Annotated in this window: 10 protein-coding genes and 4 pseudogenes; 4 read left to right on the top strand and 10 right to left on the bottom strand. The window is 59.4% G+C overall.

The window, feature by feature from the left end:
• Window positions 1–23: 23 nt before the first annotated feature.
• Together MB84_RS29520 and MB84_RS30310 are read left to right on the top strand one after the other, a co-directional pair.
• Window positions 24–1085: an IS110 family RNA-guided transposase gene (locus MB84_RS29520; protein ID WP_084009614.1), complete on the top strand. Its 1062-nt coding sequence runs from the start codon at window positions 24–26 to the stop codon at window positions 1083–1085.
• Between the two features lie 12 nt (window positions 1086–1097).
• Window positions 1098–1301: pseudogene (locus MB84_RS30310) on the top strand (IS3 family transposase); the annotation flags it as partial.
• On the opposite strand, the gene MB84_RS26760 reads toward MB84_RS30310, so the two are convergent.
• Window positions 1276–1725, bottom strand: coding sequence for a hypothetical protein (locus tag MB84_RS26760; RefSeq protein ID WP_052653975.1), 450 nt, complete (start codon window positions 1723–1725; stop codon window positions 1276–1278). The pseudogene MB84_RS30310 and the gene MB84_RS26760 overlap by 26 nt on opposite strands.
• Before the next feature lie 65 nt (window positions 1726–1790).
• Window positions 1791–2116 (bottom strand): annotated as a pseudogene (locus MB84_RS31310) (IS21 family transposase); the annotation flags it as partial.
• A gap of 131 nt (window positions 2117–2247) precedes the next feature.
• Here MB84_RS31310 and MB84_RS30315 point away from each other — a divergent pair.
• Window positions 2248–2403, top strand: coding sequence for a hypothetical protein (locus tag MB84_RS30315; protein WP_157123067.1), 156 nt, complete (start codon window positions 2248–2250; stop codon window positions 2401–2403).
• A gap of 120 nt (window positions 2404–2523) precedes the next feature.
• On the opposite strand, the gene MB84_RS30320 is transcribed toward MB84_RS30315, so the two are convergent.
• Complete coding sequence (locus tag MB84_RS30320; RefSeq protein ID WP_157123069.1) at window positions 2524–2673, bottom strand: hypothetical protein; 150 nt, start codon at window positions 2671–2673, stop codon at window positions 2524–2526.
• A 616-nt stretch (window positions 2674–3289) separates the two neighbouring features.
• Here MB84_RS30320 and MB84_RS26770 point away from each other — a divergent pair.
• Window positions 3290–4510, top strand: coding sequence for an ISL3 family transposase (locus tag MB84_RS26770; RefSeq protein WP_046289972.1), 1221 nt, complete (start codon window positions 3290–3292; stop codon window positions 4508–4510).
• A 1230-nt stretch (window positions 4511–5740) separates the two neighbouring features.
• Here MB84_RS26770 and MB84_RS26785 read toward each other — a convergent pair.
• From MB84_RS26785 to MB84_RS29530, 7 genes and pseudogenes are all read right to left on the bottom strand, one after another.
• A pseudogene (locus tag MB84_RS26785) lies at window positions 5741–6368 on the bottom strand (IS6 family transposase).
• Between the two features lie 309 nt (window positions 6369–6677).
• Window positions 6678–8996, bottom strand: coding sequence for a hypothetical protein (locus tag MB84_RS26790; RefSeq protein ID WP_157123071.1), 2319 nt, complete (start codon window positions 8994–8996; stop codon window positions 6678–6680).
• A 228-nt stretch (window positions 8997–9224) separates the two neighbouring features.
• Window positions 9225–10709: a hypothetical protein gene (locus tag MB84_RS26795; RefSeq protein ID WP_052653987.1), complete on the bottom strand. Its 1485-nt coding sequence runs from the start codon at window positions 10707–10709 to the stop codon at window positions 9225–9227.
• 589 nt (window positions 10710–11298) lie between these two features.
• Window positions 11299–11573 (bottom strand): annotated as a pseudogene (locus tag MB84_RS26800) (hypothetical protein); the annotation flags it as partial.
• A 25-nt stretch (window positions 11574–11598) separates the two neighbouring features.
• Window positions 11599–11775 (bottom strand): hypothetical protein, encoded by a 177-nt coding sequence (locus tag MB84_RS30640; RefSeq protein ID WP_169835089.1) that lies wholly within the window; start codon window positions 11773–11775, stop codon window positions 11599–11601.
• A gap of 556 nt (window positions 11776–12331) precedes the next feature.
• Window positions 12332–13453 (bottom strand): protein-L-isoaspartate O-methyltransferase family protein, encoded by a 1122-nt coding sequence (locus MB84_RS29525; protein ID WP_169835090.1) that lies wholly within the window; start codon window positions 13451–13453, stop codon window positions 12332–12334.
• Between the two features lie 112 nt (window positions 13454–13565).
• Complete coding sequence (locus MB84_RS29530; RefSeq protein ID WP_084010138.1) at window positions 13566–14300, bottom strand: 2OG-Fe(II) oxygenase; 735 nt, start codon at window positions 14298–14300, stop codon at window positions 13566–13568.
• Window positions 14301–14460 lie beyond the last annotated feature (160 nt).

Here is a 14460-nt window from a genome sequence, read left to right on the forward strand (position 1 = left end):
CGTCCACTTCTTGGGAAACAAATATGGACGATCGAGCGATTGAAGGCGAAGTCATTCTGGGCGTCGATACGCATCTCGATACCCATGTCGGTGCATTAATTAGTGAAACAGGGAAACTCGTTGGAACCCTGTCAGTCGCGGCCGAAACTACGGGGTATCTCAAGCTTCTGACTTGGGCGAACTCATTGGGGCATGTTCGGCGCGCCGGAGTTGAAGGGACCGGCACATATGGCGCAGGTCTTGCCCGAGTGTTGCGAGATCATGATATCGATGTACTGGAGGTCAATCGCCCTGATCGTGCAGCGCGTCGATCACGAGGAAAATCTGATCCGACTGATGCGGAAAATGCTGCGAGAGCGGTCCTCGCTGGACGAGCCACTGCGATTCCCAAAGAGCAGTCGGGCGCGGCTGAGGCAATGCGAACTGTATCAGTTGCACGTCGCAGTGCCGTCAAGGCGAAGACACAGGCGATAAACCAATTGCGAGCCTTGCTGGTGAGTGCGCCGCAAGACATCCGCGAACGGCTTCTGAGGACGAAGACTTCGGAATGCGTTGCTAACTGCGCGAAGCTGCGTTCGTTGGGAGGTGCACCAATGTTGCAGGCATTGGCGACTACGTTGCGCCTGCTAGCAAAGCGCTACCTCGCGCTCGCGGAGGAACTCTCAACGCTCGATGCGATGCTCGAACACTTAACACAAAGACATGCCAGAAGGCTTCGAGAGCGATTCGGCGTTGGACCTCAAACGGCAGCAGTGCTTGTCGCCGTTGCTGGCGACAACCCGGAGCGCTTGAAAAGCGATGCGGCGCTCGCTGCACTTTGTGGCACGAGTCCGTTGCAAGCCTCCTCTGGCAAGACAGTCCGACATCGCTTGAACCGTGGGGGTGATCGAGCAGCGAACAATGCCCTGTGGACCATAGCGATGGTGCGCATGCGCAGTGATCCGAGAACTCGAGCATACGTCGAGCGCCGAACCAAAGAAGGTATGTCGAACAAGGAAATTCACCGCTGTCTGAAGCGCTATATCGTCAGAGAATTGTACCCACTCATTCTTGCCGATCTAGCCGATTCAGCGAGTGCTTCTTGACATAGGAGCGTCAACAGCCCGATGGAACGCCTGTTCCGAAGCTTGAAAACGGAATGGGTGCCGAGCATTGGATATACGAGTGCTGGAGAAGCCCATCGGGACATCAGCCACTACCTGATGCAGCGATACAACTGGACTCGACCACATCAATTCAATAACGGTGTGGCGCCGGCAGTCGCAGAAGAAAAACTTAACCCGGTGTCCGGCGTGAGTTGACCACTACAAACTGCGTTTGTTCGAGCAGCACCTTTCGCGGCACCCTTATCGAGATAGGGGTTTGATCGATGCTGATGATCGCGTAATCGTGATGGTCGGGGTCACAGTGGGCTTGGAATCGACTCAGTTGCGCGTTCGACGCCATCCCAAACAGACTGAGTAAGCTCTCGATTCGATTTTCGTCGCTCTTGTCCGGCGCCATCATGGCGTTAAGGTAGCCCGTGGCTTCCGCCCTGCGGGTCGTGCAGAACATGTTTTTCAGGTCGTCCCAAAATTTTTCGAGGCGGCCTCTATCGATCGGCTTGGCGCCTTTTGTGCGTTCGGCGTGATCGACCTCGGCCGCGCTGATCTGGCCATCGACGAGCCAGTTGCCGCGGAGCGAGATCGGAACGGTCTTGATGGGCGATGTATCCGAGGGTGGCATGATGTAAGTAGTCCTATTTATCGCTCAGAATGACGGTAGCCGCAGCTAACGTTCGACAGCACGAGTCTCTCCTGCGGGGCCGGGCGGACATGGCGCGCCGCCTCGCCAAGTGCGGTTCGGCCATCGGACCATCCCATCGCTCGACTCTCGCGCAGCACACGCGCGATGCCGAGCCCAGGGAATGCCTGAACACGCCCGGTGACGAAAGCCACGAACGGATCCATGACACATGGCCGCGGCCGACGCGGGCCATATCGAGGCGCCTGCACGCCGTTCTTACTCCGTTTGCGCACGGTCTTACGATCGATCTCGAGGCAAGCGGCGACGGCCCGGATGCGCGGTCCTGGCGGGGCGATTCCGGAATCGTCCTCACTTCTCCCGGTTCGATCACCGGTGCGCTGCGGAAAAAGCCCAAGCGCGACAGGGTTTGGGGGGTCGGGGGTCGGGGTGCGGGGTGCGGGGTGCGGGGTTTAGAGACCGGGCGCCGCTGACACGGGGTCCGGGAACAGCAAACCGGAGAAAATGACGTCGACGAAAAATGCGGAGTATCCGCCCGACAGTGACAACGAACCACCGGCTCGTTGGCCGGTCGAGGCGCAGAACTTGCCCGTCACGCCCGTCACGCGCGGCATCGGCAGCACGGCGGCTGCCGCGCAAACCCGCTTCACCGGACATTGAGGGCGGGGTGATCGCGCCCCCCCTCAACCTGTGGAGCGCCTTTGCGCCGACGCGTTTGCGCAAAAAAAGGAGCGCGGCGTGCGCCACACGCAAACGCTTCCCCCTTCCGCACCAAGCCCTTCAGACCCAGAAGCATTGGGAGCCCATCTCCGCCACCGGTTGCGCCACGTCGATCATCACGAGACTGAAATCCCGGGCCAGCCCAAGCGGGTGGGTCTCCACAAATTCGATGAACTTCAGGTATGTCTCATAGATTCCCCAGATTTCCATGGTGCGTTCCTCTCAATTTGACATTGGTTTCGGTCAGTCTCGCCAGCGTGGATTTCGCCCCACAGACCCGTTCGCGGCAACGTGTTAGCCGTTGAGTGAAGTATCGTCCTCACCGGTGGCGCGCAGCCTCAGGTATAGACCTGAAGTTATGACCCGCCCCGCCCCCATCGCCCAGGGCCGTCGCACGAAGGCATTCCCCGTTGAAATCACGGGATTGGGATTTCGCTTGCAAGCGCCGCGGAGAGGTCGCTGACTTTTGTCTTTTGCGCGGCAAAAGATACACGGTGACGTGCCCGGTACTGAAGACGCTGCGGGTGATCCGACCGATGCGCGCAGCCGCACGCCGGGGCACGGCCCGAGGCCGAGGCTGCGGGGCGCGCGGTGCACGCCGGCGCGCACCGCCGGGCCGGGACCCGGCCAGGGGGCGGGCAAAGCGGGAGTGGCTGCGCCGCCATGGGCCGCGCAAGAACGCCATCGCGTCGCACGATACCGTCGGCCGGTTGACCGCAGCGCTCGACCGTGAGCAATTTAAAGGTTCATCGCGCAATAGCGTGGAGGGATTTGACAAGTTTTCGTACTCTTGATGGCAGGAATTTGCCATCAGGAGTGCGTGGAGATGCTGGATCGCAAGCTGCTGGAGTCGCTGGGAGGCTGGCAGGGCTATGCCGTCGAACGCGTGGAGTGGCCCGAGGGCACAGGGCGCACGCTGTCGATCTATTTGAAGCCAACCGCCAAGGTGATGCTGTGCGAGCAGTGCGGCGCACGATGTCGCCAGGTCCATGAGACCACGGTGCGCCGGGTGCGAGATCTGCCGTTATTTGAGTACCGGGTTGTTCTTCATGTTCCACGCCGGCGCTTGTTGTGTGAGCAATGCGGTGGCCCGCGCCTGGAGCGGCTTACTTGGCTGGGTCGCTACCAGCGGGTGACGGATCGGCTTGCGGCGGCCTGCAGCCAATTGCTGCAATCGAGCAACGTGCAGGCGGTGGCGAGGTTCTTCGAGCTGGGTTGGCATACCGTCAAGACGCTGGACAAGGCCCGGCTCCGAGCGTCAGTGCGCGAACCGGATTGGTCCAGGATCGAGTATTTAGCGATGGACGAGTTCGCCCTGCATAAAGGGCATCGGTACGCGACGGTAGTCGTCGATCCGATCAGCAGGCAGGTGCTGTGGATCGGCCCAGGACGCTCACGCGAGACGGCTCGGGCGTTCTTCGAGCAATTGCCGCGTGGGGTCGCCCAACGCATCAAGGCCGTAGCCATCGACATGACTACGGCCTACGAGTTAGAAATCCAGGCCCACTGCCCACGGGCGGAGATCGTCTATGACTTGTTCCATGTCGTGGCCAAGTACGGACGAGAGGTCATTGATCGGGTGCGCGTGGATCAGGCCAACCAACTGCGCCAGGACCGTCCCGCGCGCCGGGTCATCAAATCGAGCCGCTGGCTGTTATTGCGCAACCGCGACAAGCTAGACCGGCAGCAGGCCGTCCGGCTCGACGAATTGCTGCAAGCCAACCAGCCGCTGCTGACGGTCTATGTCCTGAGGGACGAACTCAAGCGGCTCTGGTTCTACCGAAGACCTGCCTGGGCAAAACAAGCCTGGCACCACTGGTGCGAGCAGGCCGAGCAAAGCGGAATAGCCCCCTTGAACACCTTCGCTCAGCGTCTGAAAGGCTATCTGCATGGCATCCTGGCCAGATGCCGACATCGTCTAAACACCAGCATCGTTGAGGGCATTAACAACACTATCAAGGTCATTAAGCGGCGCGCCTACGGCTACCGAGACCAGGAATACTTCTTCCTCAAAATCCGCGCCGCCTTCCCCGGTAATGCTCAATGAACCAATTTAAAGCCCGCCTGAAGCCTGCTTGAAGCCTGCTTGGAGCCTGCTTGAAACCTGCTTCATGCCGTGGAGGGGCGGTGGAGGGGCGGTCGGCGCCCGGCACCGGCAGGCCCGGGGGCTCGCCATCGACGGCAAGACCGTACGTGGCTCACATCAGCGCGGCGAGCGCGCCATCCCTCGGGGGGCGGCCTACGGCGGCGGCCCGGGGGTGGCGCCCGGGCAGGTGCACCCGGCCCGAAAGAGCAACGGGATTGCCGCCCTCCCGGAGCCGCTTGACGCGTTGCAGCCAACAGGCGCGATCATCCGCCTGGACGCCCGGGGCCGCCGGCGCCATATTGCCACCCAGATCGGGGCCGCCGGCGCGCCGGTGCCATGCCTTCGACGCGCTCGGGCGCTTCCCGGACATCTTCCGCGACCTCACGAGCGAGCATGGCGACATCGAGAAACACCACGGTCGCATCGAGACACGCCGTGGCACCGCGCCGCGCTTTGAGAATCCGAACTTCGGTCCCGAGGGATGGCCAGGCATGCCATCGATCGTCACGATCGAGTCCACCCGTGCAGTGGGCGACCCCGTCTGCACAGAATGTCGCTATGGCGTCTGCCGCCTGCCGGCGCGACGCGCAGCGCCCGGCCCATGCCGTGCGCGCCCACCGGGGCCTTGAGAACGGCATCCACCGGCGCCCGGAGATGGCCTTTGGCGAGGGTCAGTGCCGCGCGCGTGCCGTCACCGCCCGAACGCAGTAACGTCGACAGGGCCTTGGACCGGAAGGCGGTTGTGCGTCGGTCGACGCGAAGGCGTGAGGCGGCGCGTCGCCCAGCGGGTTTCTCGAAGGCTTTATTGTCAACACGCCGGCGCGTCAAGACGGGCGGACCGGAGAACTCATCGTGGTCCTACCGGCCGTTCGCATTCACGGCCATTTCCTAGCAAGCGCTTTCCGCCAAAACACCGCCTCCTGTCTGACTATCGCGTGTCCGGCGTGTCACGCAGTCATTCGCGAACTTTGGGAAGCCGTTCAGGAAGGTGAAGCGCAGGGGATGTTATGCCCCGAATGCGCGACAAACTTCACGGTGCTTTTGCGTGAAAGTCCCAAGCGCGCGAGTGACGACGTGGCAGCCTCGATGACCGGAGGAAATTTCCCGGCTTTCGCATGCGCCGCGTGCGGGTTCACCGGTTCTGGCGCGACAACAAATTAGGCGGAAGCGAGGCCGGGGGCATGTTGGCTCTTACGCGGTCAGTGCATAGAATTGCTCGGCAGGGGACCCATGGGGTCCCTTGGGGGCAAGCGTCCGCCCCTTGCGAATCATGTGCATGGCCTCGATGCCGCCCAGGACGACGCGGGCACAACGGAAATTCCGCAAACCCAGCATCGGTCCGACGCGCCGTTGGATCGCGCGGTGGTCCCGCTCGATGCGGTTGTTTAGGTACTTGCGCCCGCGGCTTTCAATGGGTGTCTCGCGCCGGGCGCCCAGCGCTTGCAGCGCGGCGCAGTTCGCCCCGCCGCGTTTGTCTTCGCTCAACGGCGACGGCCTTGGGCGTGCCCCGCCCGGCGATGGCTTCTTCGAAGAACCGGCGCGCGGCGGCGGTATCGCGGCGCGCGCATAGCCGAAAGCCAATGGCGTGGCCGGCCTTATCCACCGCCCGGCAGAGGTATGTCCACCGGCTTCTGACCCGAATATAGATCTCGACCATGCGCCGGCGGCCGCGCATCGCTTTCTCGAAAACCGGCAGCCACTTGATCACCCGGCGATGGATCGTCGAGTGGTCCGCCGCCACGCCTCGCTCGGCCGTCATTTCCTCCCGTTCTCGCGAGCTCAGCGAAAAGGCTGGGTAATAGCGCACGCACGGCAACATAACCTCCAACGGATAGTGCAACCGCTTCAGCACCTTGGCGATGCCTGCGGGCAGGGCTTTCTCGGCGGTTTGGCTGCGCGCTTCATCGACTGCGGTCCCGGCGCTCGAAACCACAGAGCCTACCTGACTACCGCTATCGCGACGGAACCGTTATCTGCGCCCGGCGGGTGGGTCGGTTTTGTCAGCCGCGCTTCCAAACTTGCCAACGTTGGCACGGTTTTTCGAGATGCCCGGCGGTCGTTCCAGCCTCCGGGGCGGCGCGCTACGTGAGTCCGCGTTTCACCTTGTCGGGCGTTGGGGCGGCCATTTTCAATGTAAAAGCTCTTCGGACAAACTGGCGGTGGGCGTGATGTGCAACGCAGCAGAAGATAAACGTTCCGCCAGTTTTGAAACTTTGTGGTCACTTAACTGGGCAGTAATTTTGTTAGTTTTTCCGTGATGAAAAAACACGTCGGTCATCATATAAATACGCGTTTCATTTATAAACAAATTGTTCTTATTATGAGCGGCAAACAATTTAAAAACCAATCTGTATGATTTATCACCGCCGACGATGCGCATTTGGTACCGGTCTTTGTCTTTTTCGTTGTCTTTGATTTTTATAATTCCCTGCACTTTATACCGGCTTCTTAGGCAGCTGTTCGCCTGAATATCCAGCATTAGGACTTTATATTCTGATTCTGTAATTTTTTTTGATAGCTCGGAAAGAATCTCCTGGGGAAAAAATGCGTAATCTTTTGGGTGCTCTGTTTTGGTGTAACTAATGACAGATTTGAGGCGATCCTCGGTCTGCCATAAGCGACCGATGGAGAAATTTTCTTTTGTCAGATGTAGCACCCCCCCAGGAAAAGAAATTTTTCTTAAATCGCCGGCAAAAGCGTTGGGGTGCAATAGTTTTTTTGCATCCTTGGCGCTTATCATCCCATCTGACTGGTGCAATGTACTATTTTTTTTACTTTTCGGCTGCTTGATATTGTCCTTCTCAATTTTTTCAGGCTTTTCTGGCACTTCTTTGAAAACCTCAATGTCGGTGCGAGACGTTTCTTTTGCCAGAGCAGTGATGAAAGGGATGGTCTCAACAGGTTCCGGCGTTCGCGACCGACGAGGTTCTTCCCATTTAGCAGCCGCCATTTCGGAACTTTCTTGAGATATATCATCGCCCTCATCACTCAATGATTCGTACTCAATCGAAGGTGTCAGGTCTATGTTTTTCTGAACGGCTTGCTCGATAAGATTATTGGTGAATGCTAATACCAAAATTTCCAACGAATAAAGATTTTGCGGTGAAATCAACTCGATGGGGACAAATGTCGACACCGCTGTCAAGGTGGGATCCGGCAAGTCGTTCTTTTTTGACAGCATATACTCTTCCCAAATATCGTTCACTTCACGACGGGAATTCCCTTCCAGCATGGCGAGCAAAGAATCCTTATTAATTCCACAATCCATCGGCTCACTTTCTTCAATCGGTTCGTTATTGATTCTGGCTAAAATCCGTCTGTTCTGAGCGGCAAATTCTTTTAGATTTTTCAGGTAAGCGGCGCCTGCCTTGGCGACCAAGACATCACTTCCATTAAACCATTTCATTTTTTCAAAGTAATAATCGCAGTAGTCGGCCATAATATAGATGACGTCTTTCATGTCGTCGGCCAGCTTTTCAGATAATTCCCCTCCGCGAAAACGACGGGAAAGTGCATGAGTCCAGATTCTGCAGGAGGTATTGAAGCTTCCTCGAGTCATCTCAAAACACTCAGCACGCTGCACACTATCTTTCGCCAGCGGGATAACTGTTTCCTGAAAAAGATCTTCAATTATTTCATCGGATCGCTTAACGTCATCGCTCTCAACAACTTCTTTTTTTACAACCTTTGAAAAATACGCGACATCGTCTGCAGCCGTGGTTTTTCCGGAAATCCTAGGAATCGAAAAATTTTTCAAAACGTCAGCATCTGACATCTCCGCGTCAGAATATTGACGATACACTGCCGTTTCGTATTTTTTTGAATTTTTGTGTACCGAATTTATGAATTTTTCTATAGTTTCTATTTCGGTCATTTCATATAATTTGTTTTGAACATATATCAACTCTTTCAGATCATTTTTTAGATCTTTTTTGCCAACTTTATCGAGTAAAATATCTACAATATCGATAATTTTTTTTAATTCGTAATTATAATTTTTGCCGCCAAATTCAAATATGCAATCCACAACTACTTTTAAACATGTCGCTTCCATTGATGACCGAACTGTTTCAGGTGCATCGAGCACCAGCTTGATAATTCCACCAAATTCAGTAAGTAGCTTACCCCTTAACGCCATCGCCTTAGGGTTCATTTCCCCACAATTGAGAGCTTGCAAGTAAGTGGTAAAGGTATTCATATAACCCGATAGGCGATTATTTTCCTCTCCGTCAAAAAAATCGTCACTCCTTACTTTAACCTCTATTAACTTCTTTATTTCCTGACAAGCAGCGATGCCGGCATCGTAGTGCCTCTCTTCGTCTGAGCGCAACACCCCCTGGCCTGAGCAAGATGCCTTGCCTTCAAGTGGGTCCGTGCACGGCACCGGTTTCGGGCGTGTTTGGTAGTTCGGGTAAAGTTGTCTGTCTACAAATACGCGATTTCGCATAAAACCAACCTATTAAAAAAATAAAAATGGTTATCCTGTAACGCCCTGCTAAGGCCATGCGCATGATTCGCAAGGGGCAGATGCTTGCCCCCGTGGGACGCCGTGCCTCCCCGCTGAGCAGTTCTATGCGTTGGGCGCGTAAAAAACAATGCGCCCCCGGCTGCGCTTCGGCGTCACTTCGTTATCGCGCCAGCAGCCGTTTTTTCAATGGACAACCGGCAACGGGCGTCACAACCAGCAGTCCGGCGCGATGTTGGCCAGTTGGCAGGGGGACTGCGCGCACAGGGACGCGTAGTAGCGCTGGCCGTCCCGGATCATCTGCACGGCGTGCCGCATGGCGTCGAGGTAGGCTTCAGTGCCGGGCGGAGGATGATTGGCGGCACCCAGATCGTATCGGACCCTGGCGGCAAATCCGTTGGGTACCGCCAGGATCGTGTCGGACTGGCCGCAGCGTCTTAACAGTTGATTCAGGAGGATCTGAATCCAGACGCGGTTGTTCGCATCGGTAAACACATGGGCGGTGACCATGTCCGACACAAACCCGGCGATCAGGGCGATCTGCTCGTCGGCGGACCTGCCGGTATCCAGGCCGTGAATCAGGAATTTTTCCAGCTTGCCCCGATACAGATCCCGGATCTGGGCTTCGTCCTGATAGACGGTATGAAAATAAAGCTCCCTGCCGGCGCTGAAGGTGCGCACTTCGGAATAGAAGGGCGGCACCTCGTCCGCGCGGGGCTTTGAGCACTCGACAAAATCATTCGGGTATCGACGCCCAGGGAAGTAGGCTTCCGTCCAGCCGGGCCCGTGCATGGAACACTGTAAAACGCGGTGCGGCGCGAACAGCGTCTGCAGGCGTTCGCTCACCTCCTCAAACAGGCCCACCAATGTTTCCTCCGACACCGGGAGGCGGGCCAATTTTCCGTCCGGCCGTACGAACCCGCGCAGGTCCTCCCCGAATTTGGCCTTGGTGGCCGTATCGACGCCGGTCCTGAAAACGTGCGCGCTCAGTTTGCCGTGCGCCCTGATAAACAGCTGCTCGGTCGCGCGCTCGAAGTAGACGCCAACCCGCGCGTACCGTCCCATCGGCGTTGGCTGCTCCGCCGGCTTCATTAGGTCAGTCGGCATCACCGCGAAGGCCGGCGCGGCGACGCACAGCCTGACCCCGGGCCGGGCAATTCCATAAAGGCGGACAATGTCGTCAAATCGCTCGATATCAAATGCGGGGGAAGCGACATACATCACGCTACGGATAAATCGTTCCAGATAACCCGGTTCGTTGCTGTCAAACATATCCGCGGTGTACATCCGGCCACAGGTGTCGAAATGGCCGCCGCAGTACGCCGCGTCGAAGCAATAAGGTCCCCATTTCCCCCCCAAGGCGACAAGCCACGCCGGTAGCTCCAGCCCCCCGGACACCACAAACGCCAGCGACGCCAGCGGCGGCAACTCCATCAACGCGCTCGGCGGCGGGTAAAACTCGCACGCCGGACCCGCCAGTCCGGCACGCTGCCAATAGGGTGGGGTATCGGTGCTCTCGAGCGGGTCCGGCTTTTTGGGGGGCACGGGGCTGCGGCTGAGCGCGGTATTGGTGTACTGGAGCAGGTCCGGCTTTTTGGAGGGCACGGGGCCGCGGCTGAACGCGGTGGCCAGTCCCGTCGTCGCGGTACGGGTCAGGATGGCGGAAATGCCGGGGGGCCGATGAATCGTTGCCATGGGGGCGTCTTATAAAAAATAACGGGGCTGTCGCGATAACGCGCTTGCGTCGAAGCGACGCCCGGGCGCGCCGGTTTTGACGCGGCCGGCGCATCGCATGGCTCGGCAGCAGACGCACGGCGTCCCTTTAGGGGGCGAGTCTCGGCCCCTTAAGCCGGCGCAGGCGGAACGTTTCACGCCATTCGGGGTTGACAGGCCGCTGACGGCACCGCCGGCGAGGGTGCGCCGCGCCGCGTCGCCGGACATCGGTTCGTCCGAGATGCCTGCCGCAACGAGGCCCGACATCCAGTGGCAGCAAAGGTGCCGCAGCCCCCCCCCCTCGCAGGGGCCTGCGCAAAAGCGCGGTGTGCGGTCACCCCTTATACCTCGTGCCACGGCGCATGCCTTTCGAAAACCTGTCGCGATGGCCGATTTATGAAAGGGCGATGATCGAAGGCACGGTCAGCATCATCGTGGCGGTGCTCGGTTCCCTCGGTTCCGTATCGCGCCTGTCTGCGGGCAAAGCCCATCGCTCGTGATCTCGCCATTCTCCGTTGATGCGAAGACTGCGTGCAGAGAAGCCTTCCCTCCTGAATCCGAGGAGCCAATGTCAAATGCGGTGTACGGCGCTCAAGCGGCATGCTCCGGCGGCAAGCGCTTGCGCAGGCGCCGGCGTGCTCTCGGTCGTCGGTGTGCTGTCCTTGAAGGACACGCCTTTCAAGCGCGGTTCGATTTTGTCGACACCGCGAATGCGACGCCACCACTCCTGAACCGCTTCGATGAGCTTGAAGGCCATGCCAAGGAATGGCGCGAAGGTCGACTCGGTCGGATTGTCGTGCGCACGTGCTGCCAGTGCTCGGCCGGCAAGTCGTAGAACGCGAGAACGCGTCTGCCGGCATCACCGGGCGCTCTAAGACGCGATCTTCGCCGATGCAATGCGCTGACTCTGCAGAGCGGCCTTGGTGACTTTACGGTGCCGGGTACGTTCGGCCTCGGCCAAGCGAGTGCGTTGCCTGAACGGTTCCTGTTCGAGCACCGCCCCGTGGATGATTTCAAAGCCGCGAATCGACGCGCGCAGTTCCGTCAACGCCGCATCCGTTGCGCGCGCAAACGCCGCGTCGACGGCCTTAGGCACCTGGTTCTTTGCACCGGCCGCACGGCGCGGTGTACAGGTCGAAAAACGCGGGCGGGTCGACGTGTAGCCCGAACGCGCGCTCGTACCGGCGAAAACCGGCCTCAATCCGCGCCGAATAACACATCGAATCCTCCTCATTGTCCCCTCATTGTCCCCTCATGGCGCCCTCAGGGTCCGGCGCGCCGTCACTGCCGAGCCCGCCGGCGTCACGGTTGAAAGCCTCATCGTGGCTTATCTATAATACTGTACAAATAAACAGTATTTCGCTCTATGCTTGTCGACGTCATCCCGCTTCGCCGCGCCGGCGAAAAACTCTCCGAGGCGGACTTTCTTGTCCGCCCGCCCCTGCGGGGGCACCTGTGCAGCTGGTCCTACGCCGGCGGCTATCGCGCCGGCAGGCCCCTACGGGTGCAGGCAGTAACGCTGACCGCGTGCGGACGGGCCTCCGGCACCGCGCTGTTACCCCCACTGCACAACTTCCGTGTGGTTTGCTTCAACGGCGGCGGGCTCATCCTTGCCGGAGACGAGGAAGTGGAGGTCCGCCGGCGGCATATCGACGTTTACCGCCAGGCGTGGTTTTGCAAACCGGTGTTCGCGGATGTCTTCCAATGACATGGGGTGCTTGTGGGGAGCCATTGCGTGCCGCGAATCCCAATGGGCCCGAGGCGTTTTTTCCTGTGCATGCGCGGCAGAATACGACAGGGCCGGTTTGCGGCTTTGATCGGTACGCCCACCGGCCAGGCGTTACAAGTGCCTTTTCTTCGCGGCCGCCAACACGTACCGGCGCTTCGGATGAAAGTGCCCGGTTTGAAGCGGCCAACCAGACGCCGCCCGTTGGCCGCCGGTCCAATAGCAGGCTTCTGATCTTGCCGTCGTTTGCATTCTGCAGACTGACGCGAAGGGCGTTGACTTCCTCAGTCGTTGCTCCCAGGGCGCCTTCAGCAAAGATAAAAGAGGCGGGGCCTAACGATGCCGCCCCGAAGCCGTTATCGACCCGCGTGACGAGCAAACCAATGGCTTGAGCCGCAACGCGGCCGGGCAGAAACTCCTGCTTTTCCGGCGCACCGAGCGGCGGTACCAGGCGTCCCCCGGGCTTTAAGCGGTCGATCCAAGAGCGGGCAGGTCGCGCGACGCCGAAGTTGACGTAAATGCCGTCGACGGGCTCCACCGGATAGGCGGCGCCATCGGCGTGCACGACTTGAACATTGGTTCTGTGTGCAAGATTCTTGACAGCCCTGGTACACAGATCCTCATCGTATTCGAGGGCGATGACGCGGCCGGTACTCCCGACCAGCTCGGCGAGGATCGCAGTGTAGTAACCCGCTCCGGCGCCGAGGTGCGCGACCACCTCGCCCCTGTGCGGGGCCATCGCATTTAGCCATCGGGCGTGCAGCGCGGGACTGCCATTATTCACACCACGCTGCGTGGCCAGTCCGACCACGACATCCTGATAGATCAGGACGGGATCGTTCTCAGGTAACGGCGTGTAGCCGGCGAGCGAGGTCGGAATCCGCCATCGGTCTTCGCCAAGAAAAGTCTCGCGTGGCACCGCCGCGAATGCCCGTTCAAGCCGATGATTTTCCGACGCATTGGCAAGCGCCAGGATCTGTCGCGCGTAGGTTGCGCGCACGCGCGCCATTGAGGGTCCTGCGGAGACTCCCATCGAGGCTCCTGTCGTTGGCGTTCGGAGGGCGACCGGACGGTTTGGATGACGCCGCGCTCACGCCGCCTTTTTGCGCCGTTTAGGTTCTGCTGTAAGCCCAACCCGCCAGTGCGAGCCGGCTTGCTGTGACAAAGGGCGGCACGTACAGCACGGCGTGCGCCCGCGGAACGCGGAAAATCAGCATGGTATTGATTCGTGGCGGGATGCAGACGGCCGCGGAGGCCCCTTCCGACCACCGGCAGGTATGTGCGCCCCCATCATCACGCCAACCCTGCGTCAGATACAGAACAAAAGCCACTTCGCGCCGGCCCACGGATCCTTCCGGCTGTCGATCCGTATGCGACAGGATGAAGTGCCCCGCGTCGAGTCGTGAAGCCATGCCGGTCACGTCGGTCAGGCCATCGATACCGGTCATGTTGCCGATGAGCCCGAGAAAGGCACCGCTCACCAGGAGGCGCGCGAGGCGCATCATCGGGATGTCGCCATCTTCGCCCGTCCTGAATTTTTCGATCAGCGGGTACCGCTTGAAATACATCTCGAACGAAGCGGCCGCCCGTCCATGAAGATCGTCAATAATCGTGCGTTTTTGTCGGGCCGCCATGCGCTCCCATTCGGCTACCCGCCATTCGGTGCAATCACGCCCCGATACTCGGGCAGGTTCTTTTATGGTGATAAACCACTCCTGATGCGAGGCAAGCCGCTGATGCGCGTCGCGCGCCCCCGCCTCATCAAGCACCTCCTCGACGCGCACCGCGCCTGATTGCCGGAAAGCCTGGTGCAACCGCGCTATTTCTACGGCGGTTTTGGGTCGCATTTCCCTTCGCTGTTTCCCACGAAAGCTACCGCCCGGCCGAAGCTACGCGGCGACGGCTGCGTCCGAGTAGCCGCCGCGCTTGTGACCCTTGCGCATAGGCGCAGGACTGACGCGGGCGGAGCCGGCCCCCGCCCCTGACGATTCCTGTTTCAGCGATCAG

This window comes from Pandoraea oxalativorans, from assembly GCF_000972785.3.
Lineage (GTDB): Bacteria > Pseudomonadota > Gammaproteobacteria > Burkholderiales > Burkholderiaceae > Pandoraea > Pandoraea oxalativorans.